Raw genomic sequence first — 12,566 nt, 5'->3', positions numbered from 1 at the left:
CCTGACTTGTCACCTGTGCAGCACGGCTGATCGTGCAAACGGATAATCGGGGTCTGTCTTCACCGTCAACGGCGCTTGCCTGCGACCTGCACCCCATGTCCGCCTTGCCTACCCGTGTGCTGGCCGTCATCCCGCCGATGACGCAGCTCAACACTCCCTATCCTTCCACCGCTTATCTGACGGGCTTTTTGCGCTCGCGTGGCATCACGGCCGTGCAGGAGGATCTGGCGCTGGCTCTGGTGCTGGAGCTGCTTTCGCCCCAAGGCCTGCGCGCCGTGGCCGAGCGCATCCAGACTCTGCCCGCCAAAAAGCACACGCCGGCCGTGCAGTCCTTTGTGGAGCAGCAGGAGCGCTATCTGGCCACCATAGGCCCGGCCATTGCCTTTTTGCAGGGCCGCGACAGCACGCTGGCCCACCGCATCGCCGGGCGCCACTATCTGCCCGAAGGCCCGCGTTTTGCCACGCTGGACGTGTATGAGGACGAGGAGGGCGGTGATCCGCTGGGTTGGGCTTTTGGCGCTTTAGGCCTGCAGGACAAGGCCAAGCACCTGGCCACTCTGTATCTCAACGATCTGGCCGATGTGCTGCGCGACGCGGTGGATGAGCGCTTTGAATTCGTGCGCTATGCCGAATCGCTGGCCGGCAGCCAGCCCACCTTCGATCCGCTGGCCGATGCACTGGCTGCGCCGCCCAACTTGGTGGACGATATGCTGAGCGCGCTGACGCTGGCGGCGATTGAGCGCCACCAGCCCACGGTGGTGCTGCTGTCCGTGCCGTTTCCGGGCTCGGCCTATGCGGCTTTCCGCATTGCCCAGACCATCAAAAAGCACCACCCGCAGATCACCACGGTGCTGGGCGGCGGTTTCGTCAACACCGAGCTGCGCGAGCTGGCCGAGCCGCGTGTGTTTGATTTCTTCGATTTTGTGACGCTGGATGCCGGCGAGCGCCCGCTGCTGGCGCTGCTGGCGCATCTGCGCGGCGAGCGTGGCAGATCGCGTCTGGTGCGCACTTTTGTGCGCGGCGACGATGGCGCTGTGCAGTACGTGAACATGATGGAGGCCGACATTGCCTTTGCCGAGGTCGGCACGCCCACCTGGGACGGTCTGCCGCTGGAAAAATACCTGTCGCTGCTGGACATGCTCAACCCCATGCACCGCCTCTGGAGCGACGGGCGCTGGAACAAGCTCACCGTGGCCCATGGCTGCTACTGGAAGAAATGCAGCTTCTGCGACGTGAGCCTGGACTACATCGGCCGCTACGAAGGCGCCAGTGCCGAAGTGCTGGCCGACCGCATTGAAGCCATAGTTGCCGAGACCGGCCAGACCGGCTTTCACTTTGTGGACGAAGCCGCGCCGCCCAAGGCGCTCAAGGCCTTGTCGCAGGAGCTGATTGCGCGCAATGCCGGCATCAGTTGGTGGGGCAATGTGCGTTTCGAGAAAACCTTCACCCCCGAGCTGGCCGAGCTGATGGCCGACAGCGGCTGCATCGCCATCTCGGGCGGGCTGGAAGTGGCTTCCGACCGCCTGCTCACGCTGATGAAAAAAGGCGTGTCGGTGGACCAGGTGGCACGCGTGACCAAGGCCTTTTCCGAGGCCGGCATTCTGGTCCATGCCTATCTGATGTACGGCTTTCCCACGCAGACCGTGCAGGACACGGTGGACGCGCTGGAATATGTGCGCCAACTGTTCCTCAACGGCTGCATACAGAGCGGCTTCTTTCACCGCTTCAGCTGCACCGTGCACTCGCCGGTGGGGCTGAACCCCGAGGAATACGGCATCGAGCTGCCGCCGCTGCCGCCCGGCGACTTTGCCAAGAACGACAGGCCTTTCATCGACCCCACGGGCGTGGATCACGACGCTTTGGGCGGGGCGCTGAAGAAGGCCATCTACAACTTCATGCACGGCATCGGTCTGGAAGAAGACGTGCGTATGTGGTTCCCGTTCAAGGTGCCCAAGCCCACGGTCAAGCGCGACCGCATTGCACGGGCGTTACAGCAGAAATAACTGCTTTTGATAGCTATCAACGACTGTCTTTTGCTGGGCTGAGGCCTTTTTGAAGTTGAAGTCAAAGCCGAATAAGCGCTGATAGCTGCTGTTTTGATAGCCATACCGCCAGCCGCGTGGTGTTCGCACCAGCGGTAGTGCTTGTGCTGCGCCAAAAATCGGCGCGGCTTGCATAATCGGCACCGTTTTAAACCTCCAGGAGAGATGGGATGGGAATTTTTCAATGGAAAGAGCGGCCCTCGGCGGCGTTGGAATCAGGGGGCGTGATCGGGCCGGATGAGCGTCTGCCCTGGCCCCAGACCGGGCTGATGGGCGTGCAGCACGTGATCGCCATGTTCGGCTCCACGGTGCTGGCTCCCATCCTCATGGGCTTCGACCCCAACCTCGCCGTGCTGATGAGCGGCATAGGCACGCTGATCTTCTTTCTGATCACCGGCGGCAAGGTGCCCAGCTATCTGGGCTCGTCCTTTGCCTTCATCGGCGTGGTCAACGTGGCCACCGGCTATGCGGCCAGCCAGGGTGCCAACGCCAATATCGGCGTGGCGCTGGGCGGCATCATTGCCTGCGGTGCCGTCTACACGCTGATTGGCGTGCTGGTGCAGGTCGTGGGCACGGGCTGGATAGAGCGCTTCATGCCGCCCGTGGTGACGGGTGCCGTGGTGGCCATCATCGGCCTGAATCTGGCCTCCATTCCCATCAAGAACATGGCGGCCAACAACTTTGAAGCCTGGATGCAGGCTCTGACCTTTGTGTCCGTGGCCCTGGTGGCGGTGTTCACGCGCGGCATGCTGCAGCGCCTGCTGATTCTGATCGGTCTGCTGGTGGCCAGCGTGCTCTATGCCGTGTTCACCAATATGCTGGGCTGGGGCAAGCCGGTGGATCTGAGCGGCGTGGTCAACGCCGCCTGGTTTGGCCTGCCCACGCTGCATACGCCGGTATTCAGCAGCAATGCCATGCTGCTCATCGTGCCCGTGGTCATCATCCTGGTGGCCGAGAACCTGGGCCACATCAAGGCCGTGACGGCCATGACCGGCAAGAACCTGGACCAGTACATGGGCCGTGCCTTCATCGGTGACGGCGTGGCCACCATGGTCTCGGGCGCCGCCGGCGGCACGGGCGTGACCACCTATGCCGAAAACATCGGCGTGATGGCTGCAACCCGCATCTACTCCACCGCCGTGTTCCTGGTCGCCGCCCTGCTGGCCGTGCTGCTGGGCTTTTCGCCCAAGTTCGGCGCGCTGATCCAGGCGATTCCGCTGCCCGTGATGGGCGGCGTGTCCATCGTGGTGTTCGGCCTGATTGCCGTGGCCGGTGCCAAGATCTGGGTGGACAACAAGGTGGACTTTTCGGACACCAAGAACCTGATCGTGGCCGCCATCACCCTGATTCTGGGCACGGGCGAATTCACGCTCAAGTTCGGCGAATTCGCGCTGGGCGGCATCGGTTGCGCCACCTTTGGCGCCATCATCCTGTACGCCTTGCTCAACAAGGGCGGCAAGCCGGCCTGAAACTCAGGGCAACTCCGGAGGAGTGCCGATCTGTAATCGGGGATCATTCCCCTGACAGCAGCGCGGGGCCTTTCAGGGATAACCCGGAAATCGTGTTCCACGCTGTTACTATTTCCCGCTGGAGACGCCGCCCCTGACCGGGGCGGTTTTTTTTGAGGCGTCAGTTGAGCGCTGTGAGTACAGGCCTGCAAAACCACCGCGAGCGATGGAGGAGGCCGGGCGTGCAGCTGGAACCTCGTAGTTGGAGCATGCAATGTCCATCGCAGATCGCGTACGTTATCCAGAATTCCTCTCGCGTGTCATGACCGCACAAGAGGCCGCCGGCTTGATTCCCCACGGTGTCAATGTCGGCATGAGCGGCTTTACCGGAGCCGGTTACCCCAAGGCCTTGCCGCAAGCCATTGCGCAGCGCGCCAAAGCCGAGCACGCGCAAGGCAAGCCTTACAAGATCAACGTCTGGACCGGGGCCTCCACGGCCGCCGAATGCGACGGTGTGATGGCCGAGGCCCATGCCCTGGGCCAGCGCCTGCCCTTCAACACCGACCCCATCGCCCGCAAGGAAATCAATGCCGGCGAGATCGATTTCATCGACATGCACCTGTCCCATGTGGCCCAGCACGCATGGTTCGGCTTTCTGGGGAAGATGAATATCGCCGTGATCGAGGTGCTGGGCGTGACTGCCGACGGCCTGCTGATCCCTTCGACGGCTGTGGGCAACAACAAGACCTGGCTGGAGATTGCCGACAAGGTGATCCTCGAAGTCAACACCCAGCTGCCGGCCAAGATGGAAGGCATGCACGACATTTATTACGGCACGGCCATTCCGCCGCGTCGTGTGCCCATCAACATCACCCATGCCGACGACCGCATCGGCGAGCGCTACCTGCGCGTGGACCCGGCCAAGGTGGTGGCCGTGGTGGAGACCCACAAGGGCGACCGCGACAATGTATTTGCCACGCCCGATGAGAACTCCAACAAGATTGCCGGCTACATCATCGATTTTCTTGCCCACGAGATGAAGATGGGCCGCCTGCCCAAGGAAATGCTGCCGATTCAGTCGGGCGTGGGCAATGTGGCCAACGCCGTGCTGGCCGGCCTTTTGACCGGTCCGTTCGACAATCTGCTGGGCTTTACCGAAGTGCTGCAGGACGGCATGCTCGATCTGCTGCGCGCCGGCAAGATGAGCAAGGCATCGGCAACGGCGATTTCGCTGTCTGCCGGGGCCTACAAGGACTTCGAGGACAACATCGACTTCTACCGCGAGCGCATCATCCTGCGCCCTCAGGAAATCTCCAATCACCCCGAGCTGGTGCGCCGCCTGGGCATCATCGCCATGAACTCGATGATCGAAGCCGACATCTACGGCAACATCAACTCCACCCATGTAATGGGTACGGGCATGATGAACGGCATCGGCGGTTCGGGCGACTTTGCCCGCAACGGCTATCTGTCCTTCTTCGTCACGCCTTCCGTGGCCAAGGACGGCAAGATCAGCTGTATCGTGCCCATGTGCTCGCATGTGGACCACACCGAGCACGACACGCAGATCATCGTCACCGAACAAGGTCTGGCCGATCTGCGTGGCCTCTCGCCCAAGCAGCGCGCGCAAGTCATCATCGACAAATGCGTCCATCCCGACTATCGAGATCAGTTGCAGGACTACTTTGACCGTGCCCGCAGCAAAGGCCCGCAGCACACACCGCATATTCTGCGCGAGGCGCTGAGCTGGCATGAGCGCTTCATGGAAACCGGCGACATGCGTAGCAAGGCCTAGTCCTGTTGGTGCTAGCGCTGCTGCACCAATTCCGTAGCATGCAAGGACGCCCTGGAAACAGGCGTCCTTTTTTCATGCACCACCACAGGAGCGGTATGGCGATCTGGACAAAAGAGTTGGACTTGAAGGCGCTGAACGCAGGCAGTGCCAACACTGCAATTTCCCATCTGGGCATTGAGTTCACGGAGTATGGCGACGACTATGTCTGTGCCCGCATTCATGTGGACGAACGCACTTGCCAGCCCTACGGCATCTTGCATGGCGGCGTGAGCGTGGTGCTGGCGGAAACGCTGGGCTCGCTGGCTGCGGCCTGCTCGATTCCCGAGGGCTATCGCTGCGTGGGCCTGAATGTCTCGGCCAACCATGTGCGCGCCGGGCGCAAAGGCAGCTGGATCACCGCCACTGCCCGTCCCACCCATCTGGGCCGCACCACCCATGTCTGGGGCATAGAGCTGCGCGACGAAGACGGCAAACTCACTTGCAGCTGCAGCCTGACCATGGCAATCCTGCCGCCCGAGCAGGCCAGCCGCGTGAGGTTGGATGCGGAATCGCTCTCAAAATAATAGCTGTTTGCGTAAATAAATAAAGTGCCAGAAGGCCCTTTCCTTTAAACGCCCAGCAGGGCGGAGAGTTGTTCGGGCTGGGCTTGCAGCTGAGCCGATTCCGCCTGCAAGGCCAGCCGGCCTTTCTCCATCACCACCACATGATCGGTATGGGCCAGCACTTTCTTGTAGTCGCGGTCCACGATCAAGGTGGAGATGCCGGTCTGGCGGATCTGGGCGATCACGCGCCAGATTTCGGCCACCACCAGCGGGGCCAGACCCTCGGTGGCTTCGTCAAGAATCAGCAGGCGCGGGTTGGTCATCAGCGCGCGGCCAATCGAGACCATTTGCTGCTCGCCCCCCGAGAGCTGATTGCCGCCGTTGGCTAGGCGCTCCTTGAGGCGCGGAAAGGTCTCCAGCACGCGCTCATAGGACCAGTTTTTCTGGCCGTCGAGGCCGGCGCGGGCGCTCATCAACAGGTTCTCCTTGACCGAGAGATTGGGGAACACGCCGCGTCCTTCGGGCACATAACCAATGCCCAGGCGCGCCATTTTTTCGGGCGCTGCGCCGGTGATGTTCTTGCCGTCGGCAAACACCTGGCCTTCACGTGCGGGCACATAGCCCATCAAGGTGCGGATCAGCGTGGTCTTGCCCATGCCGTTGCGCCCCAGCAGGCCCACGGCCTGGCCTTGCGGCAAAGCCAGCGAGACGCCGTGCAGGATATGGCTGTCGCCGTAATAGGTATGGATTTGCTGCAGGCTGAACATGGCTTGCGCGGCCGCTGTCCCGGGTTTTTCTGCGAGGGTTTCAAGCATGTTCTTCCTCTCCCAGATAAGCGGTGCGCACCACGGGATCGACGCGTATCTGTGCGGGCGTTCCGGTGGCAACCACCGCGCCGTTGACCATGACGGTGATGCGATCGGCAATGCGGAAAACCGCATCCATATCGTGTTCCACCAGCAGCACGGCATGACCTTGTTTAAGCTGCTGCAACAGCGTCAGCATGCGCTCGGTTTCCTCGGCCCCCATGCCGGCCAGCGGCTCATCAAGCAGCAGCACCTGGGGCTCGGTGGCCAGGCACATGGCGACTTCCAGCTGGCGCTTGGCACCATGGCTCAGGCTGCCGGCAATAGTCTGTGCCTGATGCTGCAGCCCCGCACTGGCCAGCGCGGCATGGGCGCGCTGCAGACTGGCGTCGCAGTGCTGCGCGCTTTCCCAGATACGCCAGGGCCGGGGTCTGGCCTGGGCTTGCGCGGTGAGGCGGCAGTTTTCCAGCACCGTGAATTCGGGGAAGATGGTGGTGCGCTGGTAGCTGCGGCCCACGCCGGCCCTGGCACGCTGGGGCTGGGGCATCTGGGTTACGTCCCGGCCTTCGAGGTGAATGCTGCCGCTGCTGGCGGCCAGCTCGCCCGAGAGCATATTGATCAAGGTGGATTTGCCGGCGCCATTGGTGCCTATGACGGCATGGACCTCGCCTTCATGCAGATCGATATCCACATGGCTCACGGCCACTAGCCCGCCAAAGCGGCGGGTCAGCGCACGTACGGAAAGTTTGGCGGCTGGGTTGTGGGCATCAGCCATGGTGCTCTCCTTTTTCAGTCGCTGCGGGCGCTTTTTCGCTCTGGGCTTGCGCCTTTTTCTGCCATTTGTCGTTGATGCCGACCAAGCCCTTGGGCAGCAAGGCCACCAGCACGATGATGGCCACGCCCAGGCTCAGCTGCCAGTGGTCGGCCGCATTGCCCACGATGGCGTGGGTGCTCAGCACCTCCTTGAGCAGCACAAAGGTGATGGTGCCCAGCACCGCACCGCGCAGCGAGCCCACGCCGCCCAGAATCAGCATCAGCAAGACCTCGCCCGAGTGGTGCCAGGCCAGCAGTTCGGGGTTGACCACGGCATCGCGCGAGGCGAGCAAAAAGCCGGCGACACCGGCCAGCGCACCGGCGATCACAAAGCCGGCAAGCTTGTAGCCGTAAGTGGCAAAACCGGCGGCACGCATGCGCTGCTCGTTGACGCGGATGCCGGACAGCGCGTGGCCGAAGCGCGAGTGCCGCAGCATGGCGATGAAGGCGTAGACCAGCACCAGGGCAGCCAGCACCACGTAGTACTGGGTGCTGCTGCTTTCCATGTCCAGGGCCCCTAGCGCAGGGCGCTGCATGAGGTAGATGCCGTCGCTGCCGCCAAAGTAGCCCACGTCATGCACCACAAAGAAAGCCAGCTGGGCAAAAGCCAGCGTGACCATGATGAAGTACACACCCTTGGTGCGCAGGCTGAGTGCTCCGACGATCAACGCATACAGGCCGGAAGCGCCCACCGCCGCACCCAGCATGACGAGAAAATTGCTGCCGTCTGGCCCTGCCGCCTTCACGGCCGCATAGGCGCCCAGGCCGAAGTAGGCCGCATGACCCAGGCTGACCAGACCCGCGCCGCCGACCAGAATATGCAGGCTCAGCGCAAAGATGGACAAGATCATGATCTTGACGATCAGATCGGATAGATAGCTGGACCAGAAGGGCTGGGCCACGGCCAGCAGCGCTGCGCAGGCCAGCGGCAGCACCACACCGACCCACACGCTTTTGGAGCGGATAGGCCGGCTCTGCTGGGTCACCGCAGGTGCTTGCGCATAGGCCTGGTTGGTGTTGGGCAATGGCGTGGAAGAAGAGTTGCTCATATCGGTGATCCGTAGCACTTCTCGTGAAACTGGCGCAATCTGGACAAGGGACGCCGAGCAAGGGCCGCCCCGCAGCAAGGGCGTCGTCCCCCTCCAGCGTGTAACGCTAGAGAGGGGGAAGGAGCGAAGCGACACAGGGGGTGCTTCATCTCTTACCCATGAGGCCCTCAGGCCGCCAGACCAAAATGATGGCCATCAGCAGATAGATGCTCATGCCGCTCAGCTCCTGAAAGAACACCTTGCCGAAGGTATCGACAAAGCCCACCAGCAGCGAGGCAATCAGGGCCCCGGTGATGGAGCCTATGCCGCCGATCACGACCACCACAAAACAAATGATGAGCACGCTGGAGCCCATGTTCGGGTAGACCGAACTCATGGGGGCGGCAATCATGCCGGCCAGTGCCGCCAGGGCCACACCTACGGCGAAGACGATGCGGTACAGGCGTTTGATGTTGATGCCCAGGCCGCGCACCATGTCGCGGTTGCTGGCGCCGGCGCGGATCATCATCCCTAAGCGCGTGCGGTTGACGGTGTAGTACATCAGCAAGGCCACCACCAGGCAGGCCACGGCGGCAAACACGTTGTACCAGGGGTATTGCATCATGCCCATCAGCGGGAAGCTGCCAGCCAGCCAGGCCGGCTTTTCCACGCCATGTACATCGTTGCCGACCAGAATGGCGCGCAGACCTTCGAACACCAGGATCAGGCCGTAAGTCATCAGCACCTGCTGCAGGTGATCGCGCTCGTAGAGAAAGCTGAAGAAGGCCCATTCCAGCAGATAACCCAGGGCCACGGCCAGCAGCACGCCGACCAGCAGCATGGTGATGAAGTGCTGGCCCAGATAGGGCGCCAGAGAGAAGGCCACATAGGCGCCAATCATGTAGAAGCTGCCATGGGCGAGATTGATCACGCCCATGATGCCGAAGATCAGCGTCAGCCCCGAGGCCAGCAGAAACAGCAGCAGCCCGTACTGAACCGAGTTCAGGCACTGCACGAGGAAGGTGGCTAGATCCACGGCAATCCTTTGGGTCGATAAAAAGGCTTATGCGGTGAGCACGGCCCGCCCGGCAGGGGGCAGACCGCGCTCATGACCGTGACTACATGCGGCAGCCGCGTGCGGGATCGGCCAGCGCCTTGGAGGCGATGCCGATCTTCTTGTTTTCCTTGCCGCTGACCTTGCGCAGATAGATGTCCTGCACGGGGTTGTGGGCCTTGCTCAGCGTGAAGTCGCCGCGCGGGCTGGGGATGGTGGCTTTTTCCAGTGCCGTGCGGAACACATCCTTCTTGGCGATATCGCCGCCCGCAGCCTTCAGGCCAACGGCCAGCATCTGGGCTGCGTCATAGCCCTGGACGGCATAGACATCGGGCTGCAGCTTGAAGCTTTTGGCGTAGTTGGTGCGAAAGGCCGTGTCGCGCGGCGTGCCCAGCTCGTCGGCATAGTGCAGCGTGGTCAGCATGTTCTGCGCGGCTTCGCCTTGCGCTTCCAGCGTGCCGTCGGTCAGAAAGCCCGGGCCGTAGAGCGGAATGGTCTTGGACAGGCCGGAGGCATGGTAATCCTTGACGAATTTGACGGCTCCTGCGCCGGCAAAGAAGGAGAACACGGCATCGGGTTTGGCAGCCGCAATTTCCGTCAGCAAGGCCTGAAATTCGACATTGGGGAAGGGCAGGGTGAGCTGTTTGCTGACCTTGCCGCCGTTCTTTTCGAAACCTTCCTTGAAGCCATTCACCGCTTCCTCGCCGGCTGCGTACTTCCAGGTGATGGTCATGGCGTTCTTCTTGCCTTCCTGCTTGGCTGCCACCACGCCCATGGGGTAGGCGGTTTGCCAGTTGCTGAAGGAGCTGCGGAAGATATTGGGCGCGCACATGGGGCCGGTGACGGCATCGGCTCCGGCATTGGGCACGATGAGCACGGTGCCGCTTTCCTTGGCGGCCTTGGCCATGGCCATGGCCACGCCAGAGTGCACCGTGCCTATGATCACGTCGACCTTGTCGCGCTTGATCAGGCGGTTGACGTTGTCGGTAGCCTTGGCAGGATCGGATTCATCATCGACCTTGAAGAACTCGATCTCGCGTCCGCCCAGCTTGCCGCCCTGCTCGGTCACATGCATGCGAAAGCCGTTCTCGATGGCATTGCCCAGGGCCGCATAAGTGCCGCTGAAAGGCAGCATGAAGCCGACCTTGATCTTGTCCTGCGCGAATGCGTTGCCGCCGGTTGCGGCACAAGCGGCCAGTGCGATGGCGCTCCAGCTTACCCATTGCTTGCTCATGTTGGTCTCCAGGTGGTTGGAATGAATGCTTAGAAACTCACTGACAACGAAGCCGACGGTCTGCTGCGCAGACGATACCGTGGCACTCTAACAACTTTAGGTTTAAAGCAATACGAGCAATTGCCCTTAGTGATTCGTGACCGAAAACTGGAGCAGGCTTCAGTTTGAATCTTTCAAAATTCATAGCTTGAAGCGCAATCTGCATCAGCAATCATTCGGTTTTTGATTCCATATCCCGCAAGCGAAAGCGCTGGATTTTTCCCGTGGCTGTCTTGGGCAGTTCGGTCACAAATTCGATGAAGCGCGGGTATTTGTACGCTGCCAGCCGCTCTTTGACAAAAGCCTTGAGCTCCTGCTCGGTGGTGCTCTGCCCTGGCTTGCAGACCACAAAGGATTTGGTCTTGGTCAGGCCGTCGGCGTCGATCTTGCCGATGACGGCCGCTTCGAGTACGGCCGGGTGCTGCATCAGCGTGGCTTCCACCTCGAAGGGCGAGACATAGATGCCGCTGACCTTGAGCATGTCGTCGCTGCGCCCGGCATAGGTGTAGTAGCCGTCGGCATCGCGAACGTATTTGTCTCCGCTTTTGAGCCATGCGCCCTGAAAGGTGTCGCGCGTCTTGTCGCGGTTGCTCCAGTACATCAGTGCGGCACTAGGGCCATTGATGTAGAGGTCGCCAATCTCGCCATCGGCCACGGGCTTTCCATCTTCTGCACGCAGTTCCACCTCGTAGCCCGGCACCGGTTTGCCGGTGCTGCCGTAGCGTATGTCGTCCGGCCGGTTGGACAGAAAGATATGCAGCATTTCGGTGGAGCCAATGCCGTCGAGGATGTCGGCGCCGAAGTGGGCCTTGAAGCGTTGTGCAATCTCGCCAGGCAGGGCTTCGCCGGCAGACGAGCACATGCGCAGGCTGACCTGTTCGCGGCCGGGCAGATGGGGCGAGGCCAGCATGCCGGCAAAGCCCGTGGGTGCGCCGAAGAACACGGTGGGCTGGTGCTGGGTCCAGCGCGCAAAAGTCGCGTCTGGAGTGGGGCGCTCGGCCATCAGCACCACGCTGGCGCCAACGCTCAAGGGAAAGGTGAGGGCATTGCCCAGGCCATAGGCAAAGTAGAGCTTGGCGGCGGAAAAACAGACATCGCTTTCCTGCAAGCCCAGCACGGGCGTGCCGTAGAGCTGTGCCGTCCAGTAGGGGTTGGCATGGGTGTGCACCGTGCCCTTGGGCTTGCCCGTGGAGCCCGAGGAATAGAGCCAAAAGCCTGGGTCGTCCCCCTGGGTGGGGGCGGGATGGAGCATGGGCGAGTGGCTGGCCAGCCAGGGCTGCATGGACTCGAAGGTGGGTGGCAGCTCGGGCCCGGCTTCCTGGGGCTGGGCCACCCAGATGTGGTTGACCTCATGTCTTGCCTTGGCCAGGGCCTGCTGCAGCATGGGCACCATGGCGCCATTGGTCAAGATGGCTTGCGCCCGACAGTGCTCCAGCATGTAGGCATAGTCCTCTGCCGTGAGCAAGGTGTTGACTGCCACCGGCACCACGCCTGCGTACATGGCGCCCAGAAACGAGATCACCCATTCGCGCATATCGTGCATGACCAGCAGCACGCGCTCCTCGCGGTGCACGCCCGATGCCACCAGGGCCTGGGCCAGGCGCCGGGCCTGTTCTTCCAGCTGGCCGTAGCTGAGCGTGCCGTGATCGTCGGTATAGGCAATCTTGTCGGCGCGCCGGGTGTTGAGCGCCAGCAGATGCTGGGCGAAATTGAATGGCTGGCTGAAGTCGATCATGGTCTTGCTCCTGGCGCTGGCTGCGGTTGC

11 protein-coding genes are annotated in these 12,566 nt (G+C 62.0%); 4 read left to right on the top strand and 7 right to left on the bottom strand.

Features of this window, described 5'->3' with window-relative positions; genetic code table 11:
- Positions 1–95: 95 nt before the first annotated feature.
- Positions 96–2,003 (top strand): B12-binding domain-containing radical SAM protein, encoded by a 1,908-nt coding sequence (locus ACNAZA_RS12785; RefSeq protein WP_415796947.1) that lies wholly within the window; start codon positions 96–98, stop codon positions 2,001–2,003.
- On the opposite strand, the gene ACNAZA_RS12780 is transcribed toward ACNAZA_RS12785, so the two are convergent.
- Complete coding sequence (locus ACNAZA_RS12780; RefSeq protein WP_415796946.1) at positions 1,989–2,177, bottom strand: hypothetical protein; 189 nt, start codon at positions 2,175–2,177, stop codon at positions 1,989–1,991. The two genes, ACNAZA_RS12785 and ACNAZA_RS12780, sit on opposite strands and share 15 nt — an antisense overlap.
- 35 nt (positions 2,178–2,212) lie before the next feature.
- Between ACNAZA_RS12780 and ACNAZA_RS12775 the strand changes: the two genes are divergently transcribed.
- The 3 genes from ACNAZA_RS12775 (at position 2,213) to ACNAZA_RS12765 (ending at position 5,848) form a co-directional block, all read left to right on the top strand.
- A complete protein-coding gene (locus ACNAZA_RS12775) occupies positions 2,213–3,511 on the top strand; it encodes a solute carrier family 23 protein (RefSeq protein WP_415796945.1) in 1,299 nt (432 codons plus the stop codon).
- 253 nt (positions 3,512–3,764) lie between these two features.
- A complete protein-coding gene (locus tag ACNAZA_RS12770; protein ID WP_415796944.1) occupies positions 3,765–5,285 on the top strand; it encodes an acetyl-CoA hydrolase/transferase family protein in 1,521 nt (506 codons plus the stop codon).
- Between the two features lie 95 nt (positions 5,286–5,380).
- Entirely contained in the window at positions 5,381–5,848 is a 468-nt protein-coding gene (locus ACNAZA_RS12765; RefSeq protein WP_415796943.1) for a PaaI family thioesterase, read from the top strand.
- Positions 5,849–5,892: 44 nt separating this feature from the next.
- Here ACNAZA_RS12765 and ACNAZA_RS12760 read toward each other — a convergent pair whose 3' ends face one another.
- The 6 genes from ACNAZA_RS12760 to ACNAZA_RS12735 form a co-directional block, all read right to left on the bottom strand.
- Entirely contained in the window at positions 5,893–6,594 is a 702-nt protein-coding gene (locus ACNAZA_RS12760; RefSeq protein ID WP_415797004.1) for an ABC transporter ATP-binding protein, read from the bottom strand.
- Positions 6,595–6,634: 40 nt separating this feature from the next.
- Positions 6,635–7,408 carry an ABC transporter ATP-binding protein gene (locus ACNAZA_RS12755; protein ID WP_415796942.1) on the bottom strand — a complete coding sequence of 258 codons (774 nt, stop codon included), beginning with the start codon at positions 7,406–7,408 and terminating at the stop codon, positions 6,635–6,637.
- On the bottom strand, positions 7,401–8,495 hold the full coding sequence (locus ACNAZA_RS12750) for a branched-chain amino acid ABC transporter permease (RefSeq protein ID WP_415796941.1): 1,095 nt from the start codon (positions 8,493–8,495) through the stop codon (positions 7,401–7,403). The genes ACNAZA_RS12755 and ACNAZA_RS12750 overlap by 8 nt, the downstream gene beginning before the upstream one ends.
- Before the next feature lie 145 nt (positions 8,496–8,640).
- On the bottom strand, positions 8,641–9,510 hold the full coding sequence (locus tag ACNAZA_RS12745; protein WP_120965572.1) for a branched-chain amino acid ABC transporter permease: 870 nt from the start codon (positions 9,508–9,510) through the stop codon (positions 8,641–8,643).
- A gap of 82 nt (positions 9,511–9,592) precedes the next feature.
- A complete protein-coding gene (locus ACNAZA_RS12740; protein WP_120965574.1) occupies positions 9,593–10,762 on the bottom strand; it encodes an ABC transporter substrate-binding protein in 1,170 nt (389 codons plus the stop codon).
- Between the two features lie 211 nt (positions 10,763–10,973).
- Positions 10,974–12,536 carry a benzoate-CoA ligase family protein gene (locus tag ACNAZA_RS12735; RefSeq protein WP_415796940.1) on the bottom strand — a complete coding sequence of 521 codons (1,563 nt, stop codon included), beginning with the start codon at positions 12,534–12,536 and terminating at the stop codon, positions 10,974–10,976.
- Between the last annotated feature and the right edge of the window lie 30 nt (positions 12,537–12,566).

Origin of the sequence: Comamonas aquatilis, from assembly GCF_965139575.1 — a bacterium.
GTDB lineage: Bacteria > Pseudomonadota > Gammaproteobacteria > Burkholderiales > Burkholderiaceae_C > Comamonas > Comamonas aquatilis.
Note: the sequence above shows the minus strand (reverse complement) of the source record. Positions and strands in the feature narration are given on the sequence as shown.

Excerpts from the sequence above, each read along its gene's own strand:
- ACNAZA_RS12780 (WP_415796946.1), bottom strand. The coding sequence starts at position 2,177 with ATGCAAGCCGCGCCGATTTTTGGCGCAGCACAAGCACTACCGCTGGTG.
- ACNAZA_RS12760 (WP_415797004.1), bottom strand. The coding sequence starts at position 6,594 with ATGTTCAGCCTGCAGCAAATCCATACCTATTACGGCGACAGCCATATC.
- ACNAZA_RS12750 (WP_415796941.1), bottom strand. The coding sequence starts at position 8,495 with ATGAGCAACTCTTCTTCCACGCCATTGCCCAACACCAACCAGGCCTAT.
- ACNAZA_RS12775 (WP_415796945.1), top strand. The coding sequence starts at position 2,213 with ATGGGAATTTTTCAATGGAAAGAGCGGCCCTCGGCGGCGTTGGAATCA.
- ACNAZA_RS12785 (WP_415796947.1), top strand. The coding sequence starts at position 96 with ATGTCCGCCTTGCCTACCCGTGTGCTGGCCGTCATCCCGCCGATGACG.
- ACNAZA_RS12770 (WP_415796944.1), top strand. The coding sequence starts at position 3,765 with ATGTCCATCGCAGATCGCGTACGTTATCCAGAATTCCTCTCGCGTGTC.
- ACNAZA_RS12765 (WP_415796943.1), top strand. The coding sequence starts at position 5,381 with ATGGCGATCTGGACAAAAGAGTTGGACTTGAAGGCGCTGAACGCAGGC.
- ACNAZA_RS12755 (WP_415796942.1), bottom strand. The coding sequence starts at position 7,408 with ATGGCTGATGCCCACAACCCAGCCGCCAAACTTTCCGTACGTGCGCTG.
- ACNAZA_RS12735 (WP_415796940.1), bottom strand. The coding sequence starts at position 12,536 with ATGATCGACTTCAGCCAGCCATTCAATTTCGCCCAGCATCTGCTGGCG.
- ACNAZA_RS12740 (WP_120965574.1), bottom strand. The coding sequence starts at position 10,762 with ATGAGCAAGCAATGGGTAAGCTGGAGCGCCATCGCACTGGCCGCTTGT.